20 protein-coding genes are annotated in these 24136 nt (G+C 50.7%); 15 read left to right on the forward strand and 5 right to left on the reverse strand.

Features of this window, described 5'->3' with window-relative positions; genetic code table 11:
- Positions 1-779: 779 nt before the first annotated feature.
- The 4 genes from KF749_04280 (at position 780) to KF749_04295 (ending at position 3850) form a co-directional block, all read left to right on the forward strand.
- Positions 780-1232, forward strand: a complete 453-nt coding sequence (locus KF749_04280; protein ID MBX2990370.1) for a hypothetical protein — start codon at positions 780-782, stop codon at positions 1230-1232.
- A 162-nt stretch (positions 1233-1394) separates the two neighbouring features.
- On the forward strand, positions 1395-2021 hold the full coding sequence (locus KF749_04285) for a hypothetical protein (GenBank protein ID MBX2990371.1): 627 nt from the start codon (positions 1395-1397) through the stop codon (positions 2019-2021).
- Between the two features lie 185 nt (positions 2022-2206).
- Complete coding sequence (locus KF749_04290) at positions 2207-2602, forward strand: hypothetical protein (GenBank protein ID MBX2990372.1); 396 nt, start codon at positions 2207-2209, stop codon at positions 2600-2602.
- Between the two features lie 474 nt (positions 2603-3076).
- Positions 3077-3850 carry a hypothetical protein gene (locus KF749_04295; GenBank protein MBX2990373.1) on the forward strand — a complete coding sequence of 258 codons (774 nt, stop codon included), beginning with the start codon at positions 3077-3079 and terminating at the stop codon, positions 3848-3850.
- Between the two features lie 256 nt (positions 3851-4106).
- On the opposite strand, the gene KF749_04300 is transcribed toward KF749_04295, so the two are convergent.
- On the reverse strand, positions 4107-5387 hold the full coding sequence (locus KF749_04300; GenBank protein ID MBX2990374.1) for a 3-deoxy-D-manno-octulosonic acid transferase: 1281 nt from the start codon (positions 5385-5387) through the stop codon (positions 4107-4109).
- The gene (gene waaF, locus KF749_04305) at positions 5384-6445 is read right to left on the reverse strand and encodes a lipopolysaccharide heptosyltransferase II (GenBank protein MBX2990375.1); all 1062 of its coding nucleotides are present in this window, start codon (positions 6443-6445) and stop codon (positions 5384-5386) included. The genes KF749_04300 and waaF overlap by 4 nt, the downstream gene beginning before the upstream one ends.
- A 144-nt stretch (positions 6446-6589) precedes the next feature.
- Here waaF and KF749_04310 point away from each other — a divergent pair, with 144 nt between their 5' ends.
- Both KF749_04310 and KF749_04315 read left to right on the forward strand, forming a co-directional pair.
- A complete protein-coding gene (locus KF749_04310; protein ID MBX2990376.1) occupies positions 6590-8101 on the forward strand; it encodes a sigma 54-interacting transcriptional regulator in 1512 nt (503 codons plus the stop codon).
- Positions 8101-9201 carry a VWA domain-containing protein gene (locus KF749_04315; protein MBX2990377.1) on the forward strand — a complete coding sequence of 367 codons (1101 nt, stop codon included), beginning with the start codon at positions 8101-8103 and terminating at the stop codon, positions 9199-9201. The genes KF749_04310 and KF749_04315 overlap by 1 nt, the downstream gene beginning before the upstream one ends.
- A gap of 276 nt (positions 9202-9477) precedes the next feature.
- Here the strand turns inward: KF749_04315 and KF749_04320 are convergent, their stop codons facing one another.
- From KF749_04320 to KF749_04330, 3 genes are all read right to left on the reverse strand, one after another.
- A complete protein-coding gene (locus KF749_04320) occupies positions 9478-10179 on the reverse strand; it encodes a hypothetical protein (GenBank protein MBX2990378.1) in 702 nt (233 codons plus the stop codon).
- Positions 10180-10354: 175 nt separating this feature from the next.
- On the reverse strand, positions 10355-10981 hold the full coding sequence (locus tag KF749_04325) for a response regulator transcription factor (protein ID MBX2990379.1): 627 nt from the start codon (positions 10979-10981) through the stop codon (positions 10355-10357).
- Positions 10982-11036: 55 nt separating this feature from the next.
- Positions 11037-14156 (reverse strand): hypothetical protein, encoded by a 3120-nt coding sequence (locus KF749_04330; protein MBX2990380.1) that lies wholly within the window; start codon positions 14154-14156, stop codon positions 11037-11039.
- A gap of 159 nt (positions 14157-14315) precedes the next feature.
- Between KF749_04330 and KF749_04335 the strand changes: the two genes are divergently transcribed.
- The 9 genes from KF749_04335 (at position 14316) to KF749_04375 (ending at position 24132) form a co-directional block, all read left to right on the forward strand.
- A complete protein-coding gene (locus KF749_04335; GenBank protein ID MBX2990381.1) occupies positions 14316-16067 on the forward strand; it encodes an agmatine deiminase family protein in 1752 nt (583 codons plus the stop codon).
- Between the two features lie 79 nt (positions 16068-16146).
- Positions 16147-17667 (forward strand): bifunctional metallophosphatase/5'-nucleotidase, encoded by a 1521-nt coding sequence (locus KF749_04340; protein ID MBX2990382.1) that lies wholly within the window; start codon positions 16147-16149, stop codon positions 17665-17667.
- Positions 17668-17686: 19 nt separating this feature from the next.
- Positions 17687-18400 carry a hypothetical protein gene (locus KF749_04345; GenBank protein ID MBX2990383.1) on the forward strand — a complete coding sequence of 238 codons (714 nt, stop codon included), beginning with the start codon at positions 17687-17689 and terminating at the stop codon, positions 18398-18400.
- A gap of 217 nt (positions 18401-18617) precedes the next feature.
- A complete protein-coding gene (locus tag KF749_04350; GenBank protein ID MBX2990384.1) occupies positions 18618-18866 on the forward strand; it encodes a hypothetical protein in 249 nt (82 codons plus the stop codon).
- 251 nt (positions 18867-19117) lie between these two features.
- Complete coding sequence (locus KF749_04355; protein MBX2990385.1) at positions 19118-20017, forward strand: hypothetical protein; 900 nt, start codon at positions 19118-19120, stop codon at positions 20015-20017.
- 11 nt (positions 20018-20028) lie between these two features.
- On the forward strand, positions 20029-21042 hold the full coding sequence (locus KF749_04360) for a DUF4238 domain-containing protein (protein ID MBX2990386.1): 1014 nt from the start codon (positions 20029-20031) through the stop codon (positions 21040-21042).
- Positions 21008-21451, forward strand: a complete 444-nt coding sequence (locus KF749_04365; protein ID MBX2990387.1) for a hypothetical protein — start codon at positions 21008-21010, stop codon at positions 21449-21451. The genes KF749_04360 and KF749_04365 overlap by 35 nt, the downstream gene beginning before the upstream one ends.
- Positions 21452-21816: 365 nt before the next feature.
- Positions 21817-22683: a T9SS type A sorting domain-containing protein gene (locus KF749_04370; GenBank protein ID MBX2990388.1), complete on the forward strand. Its 867-nt coding sequence runs from the start codon at positions 21817-21819 to the stop codon at positions 22681-22683.
- A 270-nt stretch (positions 22684-22953) separates the two neighbouring features.
- A complete protein-coding gene (locus KF749_04375; protein MBX2990389.1) occupies positions 22954-24132 on the forward strand; it encodes a hypothetical protein in 1179 nt (392 codons plus the stop codon).
- Positions 24133-24136: the final 4 nt, after the last annotated feature.

Consider the following 24136-nt stretch of genomic DNA (forward strand, 5'->3'; position numbering starts at 1 on the left):
GGGAGGGGGGCGAACATCCCCTCTCCCACTAATTGAACATAGAAATCGTTAGGCTTACAAAAGGAGTACCAATTGAAATGGCATTAACAAAATGTCTTGACTGTAAGTGCCAACTCAGTGATTCTGCTTTATCGTGTCCGAACTGTTCATCGAATGAACCATTCGGTGTGCTGTGTGAATTGTGTTTTACACGCCTTCGCCGGTCAGATGGTATAACTTCAAAACGGTGGCACAATACAGTTGAAGGATACTGGCAGGATATAGTTGCTCATAAAGAATGTCTTGAACGTTACTTCACTCTTCCATCAGAGACGAAATGTCGTGAATGTGGAAAGCGTCTTGCTGGACTCGAAGGTTTTTCTCCAAAAGAACTTTGGAGTATTTCGTGGGACCCATTTCGGCATTCTTCCGACTTTACTTGTCCAGACTGCGGGAAAACTTGGGTATTAGGAAAAATTATGAGTTGCGATAAATGTAGCGCTCCCTTATTTCCTTTTCAGAGCGGATCATCCGGGCTAGGTCACGGGCACAAGTCACCAAAGAAAAACAGTTTTTGGGATTGGTTGTTTGATTAAACCTCTTCTCGTGAATTATTTTTGTAAGCCTAACCAGTCGCTCAACCTGACGTTGCAATCGCGGGCGCGCCTGAACTGAAATTGTTCGAGAGTTCTAAACACAACTTACGATACGAAACATCATTTTAAATTTAAAAACGGCGGCAGCCCGCTGGAACATTGCAACGCAGGTTAGCTCCAGTCCGTTAGCCAGCGCAATCAAACATGTGTTTGCTCATTGAAATTGTGTTACCTGATGTCTCTCGACAAGTGGGTGGTCAGATTACGAAGCAAGCGAAAGAGAAAAGTCTCCTTGGTCTTCTTGCAGCTCGTACTGAAAAGTCTGAGCAGCTCTGCGGATTTCATGTGAGTTCGTCACTCGAGAGTAACTGTTCATGCAAACTTCTGGCAGATGGCGCAGATTGGAAGAATGAATTCTGGACTTTTGACGCTCAGTATCTTGATGTGCTTGCGAGGACGCTGGAATTTCTTTTTCAGTGTTCGTCTGGGAAAATGTGTGTTCGGGCGTACTGGAACGGAAAGCCTAACGAGAAATGGGCGCACATCAAGGATGTGAGTCTTAATCTCATTGATTTCCTAACCGTCGTTCGTTCAAACTCAGTCAGCACTCATTCACGTTATCAAGTGTCACCAACGCACAAAAAATTAAATCAATGATAGCTCCCCGCGCATTTTGCGTGCGGGAGAGTTTACGTTGCGGCGGGTCCCGCTTTTGCGGGATCCTCGATTCGACCACGATCCCGCCAGGGCGGGATCTGTCGAATCGGGATTAGCCGCAATCGTTAGGTTGCGGAATCGTTCCATCGAACAAGGCAGTCAATGACAAGAGCTCTGGTCTTTCCAAAGGGGGTTCGTTTTCCCGTTGCAGATGAAATACCTAATAATGATCTCAAGGTGAGCCTTCTCGACAGAATCGCAAGTGCAGACATTCGCGAAGGGTATGTTCTGGCTACGAGTGAAAACCCAAACTACCCCTATTACGCCGAAATCAATGTCAGTGCCCCACAAGTCTGGAAAGTCTTCAAAGATTTAAGTCACCAGCTTCTTCCTGAGGAGGTTGGTACTATTCTTGGCGAGAAGGACCAGGAGAAAGATCAACTCTTTCTAGGGCCATATTCGAGCCGGGAAGCTCTTCTAAACATACTCGGTAAATATGAGTTTGAACTTGCGAATGACGGATTCATACAATTCGGACTGATTCACCAAGTTGAGGGGAAGACGGAAGAAGTGTTTGTTGAGCCCTCAAAACACTTTTGCATTTGGACAAGCAACGATATGTCCTTCAGGAACGCAATGCAAGTACATGATATTCCTGAGCAAGACAAGTTGTCTTTCATTGATGAATACCCGCGGGTAACACTTGCGGAATACGAGGGAGCAACGAGACACCACTGGGAAGTGCTGAAAGAGTTGAAGGAGCTTTGTGTGCAATTGTCGCAACGATGAACCGTCCGCAACCTAACCAGCAGCTCCCGACAGAAGGTAAAGCACGTCGGGTCTTCGACAACACGTCCGAAATAGCGCATTTGTTCTTTGAAAGTCGAATTATTTTTGAGGCAAACTTTAGAAGTCAGTAAATAAAAACTTTGATCGGCGTTTCTTGACGTTATTTCTATAAATGAGGCGACAAAATGCCATATAGAATCAGTTACAATCCAGAAACAGGTTTTGTTGAAGCGAAGGTTCAAGGAGCTATAAGTTTCAACGAAATTAAAGAGATCTATTCTAAGTACGTACAAACGACTATGGAGAACGAGTCTTTTCTCTATCTCGCCGATTATCGTGAGGCAATATTGGACTTGTCAACGATGGAACTTTATGATTTGCCCACCATACTAGCAGATATAGTTGCTCCGTTGGGGATTAATGTTCACAAACTCAGGAGAGCAGTTGTTATAGCAAAAGGCTTGAAAGATAAGCGATTAGGAGACTATCGTTTTTATGAAACCGTAACACTAAATCGCTGGCAACACACGAAGTTGTTTGAAGACTTGGACGAAGCAAAACAATGGCTTTCTGAAAAATAACATTGTCGAAGAGAGTGCACGGTTAACAAATTCTGTTTTTAGTGATTGCCAAGGATTAAGTTGTGTGTAAAAATTTATCGTATTGGCTATGGCATCTCTTTTTGTCAACGAGTCTTAAGGCAGGGAGCCGCCGGACACAGCGTGCACCTGACGTGTGGATTCTGCGGCATTTTCAACCTTTTATCTGGCTTCGAGTTTTTCCTGCTCTCAAAGAGAGTCCACGACCGCCCACACGCAGGTAACGCAAACAGTTGGCTGGCGGCAAATTGTGTTCAACTAATCTTGACACTATATGAACCTGCAAATATTTGCGATCTGTAACGTTGGCGGTATGCAAAATGGTCGAATGTTCATCTCCGACATTTTTGACACCATATCCTTTGACAAGTTTCCCGTGACGGGCGAATTCCCCAAGAAAAGAGTCCCGCCAAGACAAACGGTTCCGGCGGGCAGGCAAATCAGGAGCACCACAACATGACAATAACTCTTGACAAATTCCTCGCGCAGCGTAAACTTCTCCGCAATGAGAAAGTTCGTATGCAAAGCAAGAAGAATAGCGCCGGGGAGAATCAGTTCGGCGTTCGGCTTGTCGACATCCGGAAATTTGCCGGTATGTTTTGTATTCTGTCAGCGCTAATATGTCTGACGCCCGCCGTGTACGCTCAACCTGACGTACGTAATGACTATCCACCAATGGGGCTGGGGATGGCCGTGCCGAAGTTCTATGACAATCGCGTTGTGTATTTCTACGGCAATCCCAACCTGGAAAAACCGGTCTCCGATCACATGCCGACCGACAGCCTGGTATTTGAACGGCGCGAAACGGGGTTTGAGATCACTTCGGCGCCGCCGTGGTTCGTCCCCGCGCATCTCAAGCTCGATTACGACATTCTGTTTCTTCGAGTTGTTTCCATTCATTCCGATTTTGTTGAGGTCATTGTCAATGAGCTCAATGGACACACTGCGTTCATGGATCGGTTCAAGAGTGATTTGCGGTATTGGCCGGAGTTCTTGTTAACAATCAATAGCGTGGAGCCGTTGTTTCCGCAGGATTATCCTGTTCGGATAAAGCCGCTATCCCATGCTTCGCTTGTTTCGACACGCTATGCTTTCTTGAAGCCGCTGAGGATTTCCAGTCAATGGATGGAGGTGGAATTGCTGGATGAGAACTTCCAACCTCAGGGGAAAGGGTGGATCCAATGGCAGGAAAATGGTAAAATATTAATTACCTACTCGCTGTTGAGTTGATTTTCAGAGAGAATCCTCTATTGACAAACAGTTTGTGAGTTCCTGTAATATGTGGATAGGCCTACGGCTGGCAGAGTCAAATGCGTTCTTTGACGCAATAGGCTTTTTGCCACGTCGGGCATCAAATCAACACGAAAGCGGCGGCAGTCCTTAACAACACTCACGGCGATTCCACGCAAAACAAAACCGAGAAGGAGAGCCCGAATAGGAGCAAGCATGCGTTTCAAGCAGGTCCTTGAATGTTCCCGACTGATTCTTACAAATACTTGCTCAAATGAGCCAAAAACTTCTCCGTTGCCCCGATTCTCTCATGAACAAAGGTTGCCGCAATTCTCCCCGCCTCTCTTCTCTTCCCCTCATTCTCGAATAACCTCTTCAACGACGTGAAGAGGGAGTCGGAATCCTGCACAACAAATCCTCCACCTGATTCTGCAAGCGTCACTGCTTCCTGCGAGTTTGCATGACGGGGCCCGTACACCACGGGAATTCCGTACACGGCGGCTTCCAACACGTTGTGAACGTTCTGCTTGAAACTTCCGCCGATGAACGCAACATCGGCGTATGTATAAAGTGTAAGGAGTATGCCGATGCTGTCTACGATGACAACATCCTCATTGCTGTAATCATTCAACGCGGAAAAACGGATGAACGAGGCTTTCCCTTGCAGCTCCGCTTCAAGTTCCTCCAAATGCTCAATGGTTGGCTCGTGAGGCACAATGATGAGCAGGAAATTCTGCATCGTTTGTCGCAGTCGCAAGAAACCGGTCAGCAACACCTCCTCATCTTCCGGCCACGTGCTGCCTGCCAGGAGTACGCGCTTGCCGCGAAGCACAGGCTCCGCAATCACATGCCGCTTCTTCGCTTCCGCACTTCTGATGCTTACCTGATCGTAGCGCGTATCGCCGATTGCTTGAATGGCAGGATGCGTGAGAGAGAAGATCTTGAAGGCTTCGGCATCCTGTTCCGATACGGTGAGAATGCTATCAATTGCATTATAGATGAAGTAGTGGAACGTCCGCACAAGCGGAAAGCGGCGTTGTGTATTCTGCCGCATTGTAGCGTTGGCGATGAGAACAGGAATGTTGCGGCGTTGTAATTCCCAAATGTGATTGGGCCAGACGTCGTAACGGATGATGACGGCAACATCGGGACGTGTCAGGTCGAGAAAGCGTCTGGCATTTGCCCGTGTGTCGAACGGAATGTAGCTGATCACATCGGCAAGCGGATATTTCCGGGAATGTTCGAATCCTGACGGGGAGAAAAATGTTGCGATGATGCGGATGTCGGGATGGCGGTGCTTCAGTTCTGCAATAATCGGTTTCGCCTGTTCAAACTCGCCCATCGACGATGCATGAAACCACACACGCCTTCCGCCCGCCAGCTTCCCGGTGACTTGCTTTTCAAGCATCGCGAAAAGATCACGCCGTCCCTGAATACCCCGTCTGACCTTTCTGTTGAAGAGGCCGAGAATTCTGACAACAACCCACATCATCGGCAGGGCGAGCAGGCTGTACGCAGTGTGCCAGATGGTTTTCATTGCGTGTGCGTTTGCAGAAGTCTGTTGGCGGATGCGATAACCTGCGCCGCGGAAATATCATTCATACACTTAAAATGTCCTTTGGGGCAATTCGGAAGCCCGATGTGCGTACAGGGGCGGCATGCCAATTCAGCATTCTCGATAACTTCGTTCTCGGTCCCGAAAGGGAAGAAGCCTAACTCTTTCACCGTCGGTCCGAAGAGTGCAACGACGTGTCGCTTGCGAGCCGCCGCAATGTGCATCAATCCGGAGTCGTTTGTGATAACAATCGAGCAACGATCCATCATCGCCGCCGTTTCGCGCAACGAGATCTTCCCGGCAAGATTCAGAATCCCCGCTTGCGGATTTCGTTCTCGAATAAGATCGGCGATGGTATTGCACCGTTCCGCCTCATCTCCGGAACCGAAAAGAACGACAGGGCGCTGCCGCCCGATGCTCAACGCCGCCGTGGTTTCTGCAAAGCGTTCCTTCAGCCACATCTTGTTGTGATGTTTGGCTGAAGGGCAAATGCCGATGAACTGTTCCTGCCCGAATCCGCCTTCGCGAATCAAGTGTTCTGTTCGTTGCCGGTCGTCTTCCGAAATGAAGATCTCCAGTCCCTTTCCGTCATCTTCAATCCCGAACGGGCGAAGCGGTTCAAGATAACGGAGCGCAACGCCGGGGCTGCCGCCAAATCGTTCATACACGTTCAGCTTGAACTTGACAAGCAGGAACTGTGCGAGTTTTCTTTTGTTGATTCGGACGACGCGTGAAGCGCCGAAGCGGAGAAATCGGCTTCGTAGACTATCGTGAATGTCGATGATGAGATCGTAATCGTTTTCTCCGATCGTGCGCATGAGTTTTCGCACGTCGCCGAACCTGCCGTGTTTCGGGAATGTGATGACATTCGAGATGTTCGGGTTCAAACGGATGAGGTCGGCGAATTCCTCCTTCACACAGTAGTCAAGCCGGTTTGCAGGAAAGCGGCTGCGCAACACGCGGACGAGCAGCGATGACAGCACGATATCGCCGATGGAACTTAATCGAATGACGAGTGTTTTATGTAGTACATCTGTCATGCTGCGTATCATTCTACCAAAATCGATTTGCAATTGCAATGAACAAAGCCGCGACGGTGTGTTTGATTTTGAGAATCAAAGCGCCTACATTGACGCAGCATGTGAAATGCACAGGTGTTGTCCGAACTTCGTGAGAGGAATTCTATGGGTCGTCCCGCCACGCTTGGCGAATTGAAAGCAAGCGGTTACAACGTGCAATCGGTGAAAGAAGAGTTGCGTGCCAACCTGATTCGCAAGCTCAACAACAAAGAACCGTTATTTCCCGGCATCATCGGTTATGAGAAGACAGTAATTCCGGCGATCGTAAATGCCATTCTCGCGAAGCACGATTTGATTTTGCTCGGGCTGCGCGGACAGGCAAAGTCGCGCATCGTACGTTCCTTGCCGGGTTTGCTGGATGAATACATTCCGGTTGTGCGTGGAAGCGAAATCAACGACGATCCGTTTCATCCCGTCAGCAAGCATGCCGTCGATCTCGTGAACGAGATGGGCGAAGCAACTCCCATTGAGTGGCTGCACCGCGACCAACGGTATGGAGAAAAACTCGCAACGCCCGACGTCACGATTGCCGATCTGATCGGCGACATCGATCCCATCAAAGCCGCGGCGAAGCGCCTGCATTACTCGCATGAAGGCGCGATTCATTTCGGTATTGTCCCCCGTTGCAACCGCGGGATCTTTGCCATCAACGAACTTCCCGATTTGCAGCCGCGTATTCAGGTCGGACTCTTCAATATTCTTGAGGAGAAGGACATTCAGATTCGCGGATTCAATATCCGCATTCCGATGGATATTATGTTAGTGTTCACGGCGAACCCGGAAGATTATACAAACCGCGGCAACATCATCACGCCGCTGAAGGATCGTATTGATTCACAGATTCTGACGCACTATCCCCGCTCACTTGAAGAGGCGATCGGCATTACCGAGCAAGAGGCGCATATCAAACGTGATGGTCGGGAAGTGCGGATACCCCAGTTCTTCAGAGAGATTGTCGAACAGATCGCGTTCGAAGCACGCAGAAGTGAGTTCGTCGATCAGAAATCCGGCGTCAGCGCACGACTGACAATCGCGGCGATGGAAAATCTCGTGAGTAACGCCGAACGCCGCGCAATTACGGTTGGCGATAACGTGATCGTGCCGCGCATCTGCGATCTTCCGCACGTTCTTCCCGGCATGACCGGGAAAGTGGAATTGGTGTTCGAGGGCGAACAGGAAGGCTCCGTGAAAGTGAGCAAGGCGTTGGTGGGAAAAGCTGTACGGGAAACATTCAAGAAGTATTTTCCCGACCCGCTGCGGAAGCGTCCGACCCGTCCGCAGAGTGCCGAGGGAGGCCGGCAACATGTTGAGGATGGAGAGTACGGGAAGATCACCCTCTGGTTCGAATCGGGCAACAAAATTGAAATCTCCGATGACATGCCGGCGGAACAATACTTCCGGGAGCTAGACAAGGTCAAAGGCCTGCGCGAGTTGACAAGAAAACACATGCCCGATCTTGAAGAGAAGTACGAGTTGCCTTCTGTCATGGAGTTTGTGCTTGACGGATTGCATCAGAATTCAAAGATTGCGAAGGACGAAGTTGATCACATGACGTCGTATAAGGATATGGTGGGAAGTATCTTTTCGGGGCCGGGACGAGGTTTTGAGGAGGATTGATGCGTTTCCGCTATTCACAATGGACGCCGCAATCCCGGACTGACGAACAACGTCTCCAGCAGATGGTGTCGTTGTTCAGCTACCTGATCGTACAGACGAGCGGCGATGTTGAAGAGGCGCTGGAATGGCTCCGCCAGCTTGCTGAAGAATACGGATTGTTCGATGAGACCATGTCGATGGATGATCTCATCGACAAGCTGCGCGAGATGGGCATCATCGAAGATGTGAATGATACTCCGACGCTCACCACGAAGGGAATCCAGCGAATCCGGCAGGATGCGTTGAAAGAAATTTTCACGTCATTAAAGAAATCCCCCACCGGCTCGCATGAGACACCGTACACAGGCAGCGGGGTCGACCGCTTAAGCGAGACGAAGAAATTCACCTTCGGCGATCAGCCCACGAACATTGATCTTACATCAACTCTCTCCAACGCTTTCAAGCGTGACGGAATTGATGACTTTACGCTGAAGGAAGAGGACTTCGAAGTCTACGAAACCGAGCATCAGACGACTTGCGCGACGATTCTGATGATCGATATCAGCCACAGCATGATTTTGTACGGTGAAGATCGCATCACACCGGCCAAGCAAGTGGCGCTTGCGCTTTCCGAACTCATCATGACGAGATTTCCGAAAGATTATCTTGCCATGATCACGTTCGGGGATGATGCCCAACTCGTAAGCATTAATGAGTTGCCGTTTCTGAATGTCGGGCCGTATCATACGAACACGCGTGCCGGGTTGCAGCTTGCGCGGCAATTGCTTCGCAAATGCGGCAATGCCAACAAGCAAATCTTTATGGTCACGGATGGAAAACCATCCGCCATCTTTACTGAATCGGGCAAGCTCTACAAGAATTCCTTCGGCCTCGATCCCAAAATCGTGAACAAGACGCTCGATGAAGCGGTAGCGTGCCGAAGGGAGAAAATTCCCATTACCACATTCATGGTTGCCCGCGATCCATATCTTATCAACTTCGTTGAAGAACTCACTAAAGCAAATCAGGGACGAGCATACTACTCATCCCTGAATAACCTCGGCGAGTTTGTGTTTGTGGATTACATTCGCAATCGGAAAAAGAAGTTCACCTCCCGATAATCATTTCAGCAAGAACATCCGGCGTACCTGCGCGAACGTGGTCGTTTGGGGTATGTAGAAATATTCGCCGCTTGCCAGTTCCCCAGCATCAAAACTCGTTTCACACCTTCCCGCCTTCAACTTTTTCAAGCACCCTTCGATTGAAGGATGGAAACGCATGCAATCCTTCCGAACTAAGATACTCCAAACAGAACAAGACCCGAGAGAACGTCGGGTCTTGTTGCGCTTGGATCACGTGAGCTTTTCTTTGCGTCGAGGGGGTACAACTTCCATCCCTTACTGCACCAGCGTTCCGTTCCACGTGCCGTTTGCTTGTCCGCTTGTGTTGATTGTCGAGCCGCTGACGGTTGTTCCGCTTCCGCTGATTGTGCCTGATGCAACAACGAGGTTCGCACGTGCAGGATCGACAATGGTCACGTTCAAGCCCTGAACGGTACCGGCAAACGGGAACGATCCGTTCTGGTTAATAATGAATGCCACTCCTGAGATGGTTGCTCCGGAGATGAGCATGTTAAACGGTCCGTGGTCGCCGTTGCTTACCGAGAATGACCCCGTGTACACCTTGACCGGACTGTTGGTTGTCGATACTGCTACTGTGAAGATTCCCGTTCCGTTCGGCCCCGTGCATGTACCCGAGATTTGTCCGCCGCTGAACCGTCCTGCAAATGTGTACCCGCCGCCCGTGGCGTAGAGGCTGTCGTTGACTGTGTTGTACGTACCGCTGAGCGTGATTGAACCTCCTGCCGCAGGACGGAACACGCCCGTGACCGGAAGGATATCCATCGCCTTTGCAAGACCGACATTGACCGTAACAGCACCGCCGCCTGCCTGATCGGCCAGCGTTCCGACGTAAGACCCGCGGCGATCGGGAGTATTGTCGGGATTGTTGTTTGCCGGATTGTTTTCGTCCTTCTTGCAGCCGCTGATGACAGCCGCAACGATGAACAGGGCAGCAAAGAACAGGTTGAATCGTTTCATGGGGTTCCCTTAATGTTGTGTGTGGAGTTGTGACGGTTTGTTAACAACAAGGTACGCAGCGACGCGAGGCGGGACAATCGAACAAATGTGTGAATTGACGCGAAAACCAGTCCGAAGGAGAAGCCGGACTCACACGTTCGTGGGGGATTGTACTGATGAAGAGTAACTACGCAGGCTATTTTTGAAGGTACTTCACGACTGCTTCGGTGCGCGAACGGACATGGAGTTTTTCGTAGATCTTGTGAATATGCGAGCGAACCGTCTCAACGCCGATGAAGAGATTGTCGGCAATCTCTTTGTAGCGGAACCCCTTTGCCAGCTCAGCGAGAATTTCTTCCTCCCGCGGCGTAAGGTTTTCCTGCTCGGATTTCGAGCGCCCCTGTTGATGGAATGTCTGCACAACTTTTCGCGCAATGGTGCTGGACATCGGTGATCCGCCGGCATGCACTTCCATGATTGCTTCAAGCAGTTTCGCGGGCGGCGTGCGTTTCAGCAGGTAACCGCTTGCTCCGGCCTGCAATGACTCGAAAATATTCTCGGCGTCTTCGTACACCGTGTGCATGATGATTTGGGTGGAGGGCGAAATCGCTTTCAACTTTCGAACACACTGGATGCCGCTCATGTTCGGCAGGTTGATGTCCATCAGGACGACATCCGGCTTTACCGCACTGAAGCTCGCGAGAGCCGCCTCGGCATTTGGGTGCGCGCTGACGCAACGAAACCCGTCCGACCCGTTGATGAGCGTTGAAAGTCCGTCCCGAATGCCATCGATGTCCTCTACAATTGCAACTTTGATTGTCATAAACTCAATGTATGAAATGGAACATAGCTATCCCTCACACGTTCGTGTGAAATTCTCAAGATTCTGTACGAATTGCGGAGAAACTGAAACGAATCTTCACAATCGTTCCCTTTGCGGGTTGTGAGTGGATTTCAAACCTTCCCCCGATTTCTTCTATACGCCTCTTCATGTTGGTGATGCCGTTGCTGAAGCGGCTGACTGTTTCCATTGAAAACCCTTTCCCGTCATCCTGTATCGAGAGTTCAAAGGACTCTTCATCGGCGCAAAGCCCGATTCTCACGGTAGTGGCCCCGGCGTACTTCAGTACGTTGGTGAGAGCTTCTTTGATGACGAGAAACGTGTTGTGGCGAACTTCTGCTGTCAACGGCAGCGGCGGAATCACGCCCGGAAAATCAAACCGGCACTTTACCTGTGTGAGTTCGAAGTAGCGCTCCACATATTCGGCGATGTATGCCGCGAGGCTGTCGAGCGTATCGTTCTTCGGATTGACAGCCCAGACGATTTCATCGAGATTGCCGACAACGTGTCGCGCCGTGTCGGAAATTTTTTGGATGGTTGCCTGTGCCTCATGTGACAACGACAACCCTCTTTTTGCAATTTCGCTCAAGACAGAGATACTGGTGAGACTTGCGCCCAGCTCATCGTGCATCGTGCGCGAGATGCGTGCCCGCTCGCGTTCCAGTGCCCGTTCTTGCTCAAGCAGCGCAAGACGCTGCCGGATTTTGCGCAGTTCGTAGTATCGGACGCCGCCGCCGAATGTTCCCAGTAGGACCATTACTGCAATTCCCCTGAACCACCACGTCATCCAAAACGGAGGGACAATTTCAATCCTCACCGCGAGCGGAGTGTCCGCCCACACTCCGTCGTTGTTGGATGCCTTGATCAGCAACGAATAGGTTCCCGGATCGAGGTTGGTGTAGAATGCCTCGCGACGCGTTCCTGCTTCAGTCCAATTGTCATCATGTCCCTCGAGCTTGTACGCATAACGGTTGCGGTGCGGGTATGTAAACTCAAGTCCGGCAAACCGCACCGACCAGACTTTTTGCTCGAAAGGGATCGTAAGCGACTTCATCGTCGAAATATCCCGTTCGAATTTCACAGGTTCGCCATAAAAAGAAAGGCCCGTCAGTGCTATGGTCGGTGCGTTCGGATTATCGTGAAGCGAATCGGGCGAGAAGAACAGTAGCCCGGTCATGCCGAAGTACAACGTCCCGGCACTGTCTATCGCATTCATTCCCATCCCGAACTCGTTCCACAAAAGGCCGTCGTCAACTGTGTAGTTGCGTATGCGGATGGTTCCATCGGGAGCCCGCCGTGCACTTGTTAGGCCGCGGTTTGTTCCGATCCATACCGAATTGTTCCGGTCGGGTTGAATACACCAGATTTTTTCATTCGGCATTCCGTCACGAATTCCGAAGAAGTGGGTTTGTCGCGTCGTGGCGTCGTGAACATACAAGCCGGACTGCGAGCCAATCCAGAGAGTCGAAGGTCCCTCAAGCGCAAGCGAAAGAATCGGCACTTGAGGAATATTCACTGGACTTCCGGCAGCGTCTGTCATCAACCGGACTGTTGCATCACGAAGATTGCACAGGAGAAGTCCGCCGTTCGTCCCGATCCACACATTCTCTCCCTCCTCCATCAATGTCGAGATTGATGCGGATTCCGGAACAAGTGCTTGCCGCCGCAAGGCAAACAGCGTTCGTACAAACACCCGCCGTTTCGGATCAACCTCGAAAACGCTGTCGGATGAAACGCAGATGACGGTTCCGGTCGCGCTGCGGATGAGCAAACGGTAGACATCGTTTGTCGCGTGTCCGGCAACGACAAGCTCTTCGGCCTTGTTACGATTCGTGTTGTAGAGATAGACAACGCGATTGGCAATGAGGCACACTGTCGAGTCATCCAACACATACACGCGCCTCGTGTTATGTGCATATCGCGTTGATGTGTCGCTCGGAATGTAGTTGTGATGCATTACAATACCGTTTGCGCGGTCAATCGTGGTAAGACCCCCACCGGCTATCCAGAGGCGATTCCTGCGGTCAACGGCCAGCGCCCACACGAGGCTGCTGGGAATTTGCCGGGGCAGGCGGGGATGATTGTAAAAAGAAAAGAACCTTCGGGGCTTGAGGTCAAGCTTGCACACTCCCTGGTCACGTATCCCGACCCAGAGATTATGAGAATGATCTTCCGTAATCGTGAGAACGGCGCCGGGCATCACGCTCGACGCATCGGTCGGGTCATGAACGTACACGGCCATGCTGTTGTTGCGTGAATGATAGGCCGCAAGGCCGATGTCCATTCCGATCCAGAGCATGCCCTTGCTGTCTCTGAACAATGCGGTCACGGAAGCATTTCGCAAGAGCGGTTGACTACCGGAAAATAATTCGGGTGTCAACGATCCGTTGACATACTGCAACAATCCTCTGCCCGTTCCAATGAGCAGCACGTTTGGGTTCAGATCGAAGAGCAAACACTGCGCTTGCTGATCGGCGCCGAATGCGGCAAGACGCTTCGTTATTTTACTCTTTCCGTCATACAGCAAAAGGTGGTCGTTCGTAGCGATGTACGCATCGCCGTTTTCCAGAGGCACGACACCGGCGACCTCGACGTCCGGCGATCGTCCCCTTCTCGATATCGAAAAGGAATCCACAAGGGCGAAAGAGCGTGAGTTGGTATCAAATCTCACCACGCCAATTCCGCTGATGCCGAAGAGCATGGAGCCATCCTGCAATCGCGTGAGATGAAGTGCGCTCAAGCGAGCGACGCGTTGCGTGAGGGACACCGGCGGAGTAAACAACTCTCCCGACCCCGTAACAGGGTCAAAGAGAATCAAGCCGACGTCTGTGCTGAGCCAGAATGTTGAATCGCTGTTCTCAATGCATGAATAAAAGTATACCGGCTGGACCGGGATACCCGTGATGCTTGCAAAGGATTTGAATTCGATCCCGTCAAACCGATCAAATCCCCCTGCTGTTCCGAACCAGAGAAATCCGGTCTTGTCTTGATGGACGAAACCGATCGAGCCTTGCGACAGCCCCTCGTTTACAGTCCAGCGTTGAAAGCGGAAAAATTGTTCAGGCGGGGAAAGTGGAAAGATGGTTCGTGAAGAACTATACGCCTCAGCGCACAGCAGCAACAAAAGAAGGACGTGAAGGTGCGTGGTGCGTAACATAAGTGATCAGCCGTTTTTCCCTTGCAAGAGAGAATTCTGTTACCAAACTATCGCAAATGAAATGGAAAATCAAGCCGTTCGATTTTCCACGGTACTTTTCTCTGTCGATTGTCACCACAGAGTTATATATATTATCTGACAATGAAGCAGAACTTTCCGATGCGCTATTCCTTTACCCTTTTCGTACTCCATTTGATTTTTTGCGGAGATGTGTTCGGGCAAATCTCGGAAACGGAACTGCATCCCCTTCCGCGACACGCGACGGCAGAAGAACATGCGATTGCTCCGCTCTACGTACCGCCGCCTGCTGTTCGCATTCTCCCTCCATCAAGACCCGTCCGCACGATGGCGGAGTTCGAGGAACTTGAGGGTATCATCGTCCGATGGGCGTACAACACACAGAATCTTCTGCTGAGTCAGATTGTTGATGCTGCACAGGATGAAGGCATGGTCTGGATCATCACAAGACCGGGAACTTCCGACTCCACCAATATCAAATCGTATCTCACCTCAAGAAGCATTCCGCTAACGAATATCGAGTTCCTTTCCATCAGCACGAACAGCATCTGGTCACGCGACTACGGCCCGTGGTGCGTGTACGACACTGATACGGACTCGATGGCGATCGTCGACTTCCGCTACAACCGTCCCCGCCCGCAGGATGACGCTGTTCCGGTCGCTCTTGCGCAATTGTGGAACCTGCCGCTGTATCAAACTGTAACGATGCCGGACAGTCTTTCCCACACAGGCGGAAACTACATGGTGGATGGATCGGGAAGGGGCTTCGCTTCGAAGTTGATTTATTTCGAGAACAGGCTGCAGTCGATGGATCGCATCGACAGCATTCTGTTGCGGTATAACGGCATCTCGTCATTTATAACAATGGATACGCTGCTGTACGACGGCATTCACCACATTGATATGCACATGAAGTTGTTGGATGAAGAGACGATTCTTGTGGGTCAGTATCCGGTGAACGTGTCGGACTATCAACGTATTGAGAATACTGTCAACTATCTCAGCACCCTCACGAACAGCTACGGACGGCCCTACCGGATTATCCGCATTCCAATGCCTGCCGACGCATCCGGCAGATATCCGCCACAGTCATACTATCTCACGTACGTGAACGCGCTGATTGTGAACAAGACTGTTCTTGTACCGGTGTACAACCTGCCGACTGATGCAGCCGCGTTACAGATTTGGCGCGAAGCGTTGCCGGGATACCGCATTCTCGGTTTTGATTGCAACGCCATCATTCCGCAGTCCGGCGCAATACATTGCATTACGAAGGAAATCGGCGTCCGTGAGCCAATGCGCATCAGGCACAAGCGTCTGTGGGAGGTGGCTGATACGACGAACTCATATCGTATTGAAGGAACAGTCCGCGTACGAAGCGGCGTGGATTCCGTGTTTTTGTTTTGGCGTGCCGACTCGACTGCCGGGTTCACACGCGCGCAAATGACGGATACAGGCGGCGTGTACGTTGCTCAGATTCCAGCGCAAACGGCGGGGAGCCGGGTTTCGTACTTCATAGAAGCGACATCATTTTCGGGGCGGCGATCAACATTTCCGTTTGTCGGCGAAGCCGGGGCGTTTACCTTTACTGTCAAGTCATCTCCAACGTCAGTACCGCTCGAAGTCGCCGGCCGATTTCGTCTCGACAACAACTACCCGAATCCGTTCAATCCTTCAACAACAATCCGCTTCGAGATTCCTGCGTCGGGAATCGTGACCCTGAAGGTGTTGGATGTGTTGGGAAGGGAGGCAGCAACGCTGGTCGAACGAATGCTTGAGTCGGGAAGTCATACAGCGGCGTTTGACGCCTCTCGTTTTTCAAGCGGTGTCTACTTCTACTCATTGGAATCGGCAGGCCGGAGAATATCGAAGCCGATGCTTCTGTTGAAGTAAATGATGCTTCCATCCCTTTCCTTTTCTTTGTAGATTGGCTTTGTAAACAGTTCCATCCAACCACAAGACAATCCTTGATATGCTATCGTATTCTCTGAGACTCAACTGCGTTATCCTTGTGTCCTTTGTGACCGTCAGTTGCTCGACGGCGCAACAACAGGATGCGTCGCAGGCAACAACCATCACCATCCTCCATACAAACGACATGCACGCGAGTTTCGTGCCTCACGAAGCGACGTGGATGAGAGAAACACCGAAACCAATGGTAGGCGGGTTCAAGGAACTTGAGTTCAAAGTCGACAGTATCAGGAGAGTGAAGCCCGATGTGCTGCTGCTTGATGCGGGAGATGTTATGACCGGGAACCCGATTACCGACCGGATGTACAAAGGGGCTGAAGGGGGCGCTCTCTTTGAGATGATGAATATGATGAAGTACGACGCGTGGGCAATCGGCAATCATGAATTCGACATCTCGCAGGAAAACCTCAGGGCGCTCGTTAGAATCGCGAAGTGTCCGGCGCTTTCCGCAAACCTTGTGAACGACAAGGGAGAGTTTCCGTTCAACAACCGCGAATACATCATTGTCAACATCGGAGGATTGAGAATCGGTATTTTCGGGCTGATTCTGCAGTCGTTGGCCGGCATGGTTCTTCCCGATAACGTGAAGGGCATACGCGTTCTTTCGCCTGTCGAAACCGCGCAAAAGGTTATTGACAAGATAGGAAATGAAACGGATCTGATCATCGCGCTAACGCATCAGGGGGTTGATAATGATTCGATTCTTGCCATGAATGTCCGCGGCCTCGATATCATTGTCGGCGGGCATTCCCACACGCGTCTGACGAAACCCAAGGTGGTGAACAACGTCATCATCGTGCAGGCGGGGCGCTACTGCGAAAATCTCGGCGAGCTTGAAGTGACGGTTGAAGACGGGAAGGTTACGAAGTTCAACGGCAAGCTCATTCAATTATGGCCGGGGGAGAACCGTCCCGCGACACGACTCTCCGCCCTTGTTGACTCGATGCAGCGGGAAATCGAAATGGAATACAATGAAGTGATTGCGCATCTCGCTATCGATTGGACAAGGCAACGCGGCGACAGCAATATCGGGCAGTTCATTACCGATGCGCAGCGCGATGCGGCCCTGGCAGATGTTGCGTTCATGAACGTCAGCGGCATTCGTTCGAATGTGTCCGCAGGTCCGTTGACAAAGCAGACACTGTTTCAGGTCCTGCCGTTCAGGAACATGCTCACCACGTTTCAACTCAGCGGCAAACAGTTGAAGAAAGTTGTCCTTCACAGCATGAAGGCGGAGGAATCGCTTGTGTTTTCAGGCATCGAAGCGGCAATCCGGAAACTGCCGAACGGAATATTCGAGCTTGAATCGATGCGGATCGGAGGTAAGCCCGTGGATGATGAACGGATGTACAATTGTGCTATGAACGACTTTATGGCGGGGCAATCGAAAAAGTACCTCGGACTCGAAATAGACAAGCCGATTTACTCAAAGCACACGATATTCAAGGTTATCGAGAACGCCGCACGCGAAGCAAAGACCATTGCCAACATCACCGAAAAACGCATTCAGATCATTCAATAACACGAACACGGAACAGCGCATGAGTACAAGCAACTTTCCTGTTGTCATTCTAACGGCACGCCCGGCGGCCGGAAAATCCGAAGTGATCGACTACCTGAAGAAATGCAACCCTGCGGAGCGACTGCAACGGTTTCATATCGGGAATGTTGATGAACTGGATGATTTTCTGTATGTGTGGGAGACGTTCGAGATTGATGACATCCTGACGAAGAACGGCAAGCCCCGCATCTGGACGGACGAGAAGTATTGGTTCAAGGATCATTTCATCTGGAATCTCTACATCGAACGGATCAATCTTGAGTACAGAAAGAAGCTCGCCCGCAACCCGACGTACCACGACAACACAACCACGCTTGTCGAGTTTGCCCGCGGCGGTGAGAACGGCATCGAAGAAGCCTTGAACTTTCTGCATGAAGATATTCTGAGCAAGGCATGCATTGTGTACATTCGTGTTGACTATGCCGAATCAGTCCGCAAGAACCACCGCCGGGCACGTCCCGGCGAGGAACATTCCATTCTCCATCATTCTCTTCCCGACGAGAAGATGGAATTCTACTACAAGACAAATGATTGGGAAAAGCTCGAAGCGAGAAACCCGAACTTCATTGAAGTGAAGGGCTTCAAAGTCCCGTACGCCGTATTCGAGAACATGCCGGAGAAAACACTCGACCCGAACCTCATTGGCGAAGAGTTGGAACGCGTGTCAAAGAAGTTGTGGGGGATGAACAGGTAGGCCTGCTTGAAATTCATGTTCCGATTTCCTATCCTGTTGCCGTACCGACTTTCCTCTGACAGATCATGTACTACCGACGAAAAATCCTCCTTGCTTTGCTTGAAGCGTGCGGCGAGTATCACTCTCCGAACATGGCGGTTTAACCGAAGAGACCCTCAACTGAAGGATGACGGGAAAGAGATAATCAGTAAACAGAAATTGTAGGAGAGACCTCAATATGCCAGACATCTTTGACAAATTGAAGGATGGGATTTCCTTCTCACAATCTGAAACAAATGCAATGCTTGCATCCCTTGCCATGACAAATTTGGCTTATTCCCAAGCGTTACTTGCAGCAACCTGCAGACTGATTTCGTTGCTCGAGAAAGAGAAACTGCCAGAGGTGCTATTATCAGAATACTACGACATTGCCAATAGACATTTTGAAGAACTCAGCGTCAACATGGCCTCCCGTTACGGCCAGTAACCTTGGGGGGGGTGAATCAATGGATCAAACGTTGTGATTTATCTCGTCGTCACGCTCGCCGCATTTCTACTCCTACGACCAATCTTTATCTGGTACTGGAAGATCGATGTTCTCATCGTATTGCTACGCGAGATCAAGAACCGTTTGCGGGAACCGGACAAAACTGGGACCTGGCTCTGTGATTTATTGCAGGCGAGAGAATTCTCCCAATATTACGGTTTGTCCGAGTTGCGGGCACAGCAGGTGACGACTTGATAAACGGCAAAGACATCGATGAGTTCTATAAGCGATGGGACATAGAGCTCCCACATGAAGAATCATTTGTAGCATTCCGCAATAGGCTTCAGAAGGTTGTTTGGGCCTTTCTGAGGAACCCCCTCTTTCACAACCCTTTGAATCTGTACAGACAATCGTTGGAGGGAAGGTTTGCCCTTATTAGTGGATTGAAGGGTGACGGCAAGGGCGACATACCGCCATCCATCGAAGCTACTAATACCCTAAGAGAACTCGTACTGATCATGCAGAATCTCTTTTGGGCTATAGGTGATCTGGACGTTGCTATTCAGGACAAAAAGAAGTGGGAAGAGGCATGCCGGTTAATGGTGGAGAACGTTAATACAGTTCTTGATCTCTCACCGGGGATAAGACTTCGAAAGCTTGAATTCACTGGCAAGGGTGTACAATTGTATCCGTTAGGTGTACCGATACTTGATACCGTTGTGGATTCGAATGTTTTATGGCTGGGCCGATTCCCGGATGTCGCGGCAGAGTATAACAAGGCACTTCGAATCCTTGCAACTAACGAGAATGCGTCTTACAGACAGGCATTGGATTGTCTTCGGTACGCGATGGAGAAGCTCCTCAAAATTCTCTTCAAGAATTCACTACCTCTTGAAAAGCAAAAGGAAGAGTTGTTATTATGGATGAAGGAAAAAGGAGTACACTCACAAATTCGCAATAACTTCTGGACGATGCTCAACCAGTTCACAAGTTTTCAAAATTCTGTCGTGAAACACGATAACCAGCCACAATCAGACGATCCCAGAACGTTCACGACTACAGAAGTGGAGTACATGACGTACTTATCCACCACGCTAATGCACTTTGTGATTGAAATTAGTCGTTCCGAATATGATGCTGCACCTAAATGAGTTCAGGCAGGTTGCGACGCAACAATCACTATGTTCCAGAGATGTACCTGAAGCGGTGGAGTGTCGATGGACAGAGGGTTTGGATTTATCGGCTGCTGGTGCCGAGCCAGAATGTGCCCGACTGGAAGCTTCAATCAATTCGCGGGATAGCGTATCACCGTTTCCTTTATGTGAAAATTGCGGCTGGCGGTGAGACGGACGAGTTCGAGCGATGGCTTGAAAAGGAGTATGAAACCCCCGCGGCCGAAGCGTTGGAACTGGCGACCACCGGTCGCCGTCTGACACGCCAACATTGGATGCACCTCATACGATTTGTGGGAGCGCAAGATGTAAGGACTCCAGCACGGCTATATGAAAACATGTTGAGGTGGCGAAGAGACGTACCTAACACGCTTGATGAAATTCTGCGCGATCTGCCAGAGAAAATCGCGGATGCTAAGCGGAAAGGACGTCCCCTAAAACCCGAGGCCAATCCTTTCCCTATTCCACCGATAAAAGTCTCGAAGGAAGTACATCCTGGCGGGGAGAAGATCAGACTGAAGGCTGAGTTGAATGTCGGACGCGAGTTCTGGCTTTGGCAAATGCGACATCTGCTTAAGGGAATCGCGAAAGTGTTATTGCAGCATAAATGGAAAATATTGACGGCACCTGACAACGTTGAGTGGGTAACGAGTGACGATCCCGTGATCCGACTCAACTATGCCTCACCAAAACAGTACGATTTCAAAGGGGGTTGGGGGAGTAAAGGCACGGAGATTTTTCTCCCCCTCTCCCCTAAGCACTTAATCTACACTCAGATTGGAAAACGACCCAATCTGCAGGGAGAAATTCACCCTGATGCCGCTAAGCTTTTTCAGAAGCTGATCGTAGAACACGCTCACCGAATGCTCATCGGCAAGACCATCGATCAACAAGTTCCTCTTCTGAGGGGACGAACCGTTGACCAGGTAGCTTTTGCCCATGAACGGGGAGAGTGGGAGAAATGGCATCGTGAACAAAGCGAGGCCGAACGGGAACAGGTATGATTTGGCTGGGCTGCCACCGGTGCCCGGTTTATCATGGCAGCCCGCCTCATCATTGGCTGGGCTGTCACGGTTTCCCGAACCAATCCGGCACCGTGACAGCAATTCTCTGAATCTGTCTGACTTAGTTCCCCGCATATTCTATTCTCCCTATAACAACTACAACCGCAAGGCCGGAGACCAAATCCTGATTCATGCGACAGACGATTTCGAAGTAACAAAAGTTGATGTTGCAATTTACAACAGCAACGGCGAAACCATCGAGAGTGGGCTTGCAGTCAAGTCAACTGCAGACCCGGATCAATGGATGTATACAGTTGCACTATCCCATGCCGGCGGCGGTCCATTAGCCGTAGTCGCATCTGCTGCGGACAGGCCCGGGAACGTGACCTCACACGCGGAAGCTAACTGAGAATGTTCCCTCTCTCATCACGAATGTGAAAGCAAGAACTCAGGGGTCGGCGTGCGTGCCTGTCGGCGGCCGAACTCCCGGACCCGATGCGCCATAGGATGTTGCTGAACTCCTCAACAGTCTCTCGTCTGCCGGTACATTTCTTTTCCCTGGATGTTGACTTTGCAGATACCTTCGCCTAAATTCGCGCAGGAGAGCAAGAAGAAAAACAGGTGTGGTTTCCCCTCGCGGGAAACAAATCTGGTACTACGCGAGGCCTTCTTCATTCCGACCTCATACGAGAAACCTCTTTTGTGTATCCCGCAAGGGTGAAGTATACACGAAAGAGGTTTCTGCATTTCTGCACAGTCACACAGGAGCATCATATGAAGAGGATCGTTGGCGTAACGCTCTCGCTGATTGTTTCTCTGATCGTCATGGCCGAGCATCGATCGGCCGCGCAAATGTTCAGCGACTCGATTGGTTTCCGACTTTTTGAAGATGACGGGCAAGATTGGAGTCTGAAAGTCCCTCGCGATACGGTGTGGAACCGGTACTCAATTCCGCTCTCCGCCTTCGGAAACGGAAGCGGATTTCTCGATACATCGGTGACGAAGTTCGTCGTGGTTCCCATCGGCGGTGGGGGATTGATCGGTGGGCCGTATGTGGAAGTGGTTGACTGGATTGACCATCTCAGTCTTGCCGATTCCCTGATTGATGATTTTGACGATGGGGATTATTCTGATTGGTTCCTGGATATTGCGACCAACGGAAGCTATCTCCGGGTGACTTCAAGTTCGATCACGCCCGACACATCCGTCCACTGCATGCAACTCGCTCATGGGAATACGATGGGACAGTCGTTTGCAGGATATGTCGAGAAGCGATTTACAGGTTTGTTTCTTGCCCCGACAGATACCCTTCGTCTATGGTTGCGCGGGAAGATCTCCCCGGTTGCCGGCGCGCCCCAGACAACCAACGGAGTTCCCCCGGCGTTTGCTTTACATCAGAACTATCCCAATCCCTTCAACCCGGCGACTACAATCAACTATCAACTGGCAGCGAAAAGCCACGTTACGCTGAAGGTGTTTGATATTCTCGGGCGCGAGGTTGCGATGCTCGTAAACGAGGTTCAATATCCCGGGTTCAAATCCGTCCTGTTCAATGCGAGCGGTGTGGCGAGCGGCGTGTATTTGTATCGTATGGCGACGGAAAGATTCACACAAACGCGTACACTCGTACTGTTCAAATAGGCACCCGGGTGCAGTGAGTCGATTCTCTTCTGATAGTGGAAAGATCGGCTGAAAAAAACCTAACAAACATTGGAGGAATCATATCAAGGCGAAACCTCGGCTACCTGGGCTTTCTTGGGATGTTGGGATTGCTCGGTGCACTGACGGGCATCGATGCACTGTACGGCTTGTTCGGACTTTTCGGGCTGCTCGGGTTCTTCGGATCGTCTCAAGGAAAATAGTATATGCATCTCTCCGTTCCGGGAAGCTACGTCAGCACCATCAACTTGAATGAAAACACGTACTGCCATGAACACGAAGTCTCTCTTCTGTTATCTTGCAGTCGTATACCTCCTTACCCAATTGTCGCAGGGGTGTGCAAGACAGGAAAAGTCCATCGAACAAGAACCGGCAACAAATCAGAAGGCCGCTCAGCAAACAACAGCGCTCCTCAAATTCAAGACAGTCAGTTATGTGGACAAGCACGGCATCGGCATCGAAGCGTTCCGGGTGCTGATTCCGACTGATTGGACTTTTGACGGAGGAATCCGTTGGGTATTGGATAATCCGGGCATGCCTGCGGTGGCAGGCTTCAGGATTACGAGTCCCGATGGTAAAGACGAGGTTGAAACTTTCCCCAACCAATCCTTCTTCTGGACGACGAATCAGATGACACTGCAACTGAAGCCAATCGGATCGAAGTATTTCGGCGCGGAAGTACGTTCGCCGGTAGGGCCGATGGACGCGTTGAGGAAGATCGTTCTCCCACGATTCCGAAGAGGGTACAAAGATCTTCGCATCATCTCCGAACAGCCGCTTCCTGAACTGGCACAAGCGCTGGGTGCCGGACAGAGTCAGCAGGGAATTTCGGCCGGAGCTGACGGCGCGAGCATGCGTGTCGAGTATCCAGCCGGACAAACTATGAGGGAGGAAGAACTGTATGCGGTAGTGGAGTGGTTTTCCTTTCCCGTTCAATCCATGTTCGGCACGCAAACGAATACGATGTGGACGGTGGGTTATATCTTCTCCTTCAAATCTGACAAAGGGAAACTCGACGAACAGTCAAAGCTCTTTCAGACAATCGTCTCATCGTTCAAGCTCAACCCGCAATGGTTCAGCAGGTACAACCAGGTGGTGGAGTATCTGATTAAGCAGCAGATACAACAAATCCACAACATCGGCGAGTTGAGCAGAATCATCAGCCGCACGCACAACGAAATCAGCGATATGATGATGGAGACGTACACCAACCGTCAGAATGTGTACGACAAGATTTCGGAGAACTTCAGCAGAAACATCAGAGGAGTAGACGGCTACTACGATCCCGTGAAGGGGGAAACGGTTGAACTTCCTTCGGGCTACAACGATGGATGGGTGAACGGGCTGGGTGAGTACATTCTTTCGGACAATCCCAACTACAACCCGAACATAGGCTCGAATCAGAATTGGCAGAGGATGGAGAGGAAGTGAGGCC

It is taken from the genome of Bacteroidota bacterium, from assembly GCA_019637975.1.
Classification (GTDB): domain Bacteria; phylum Bacteroidota; class Ignavibacteria; order UBA10030; family UBA6906; genus CAADGV01.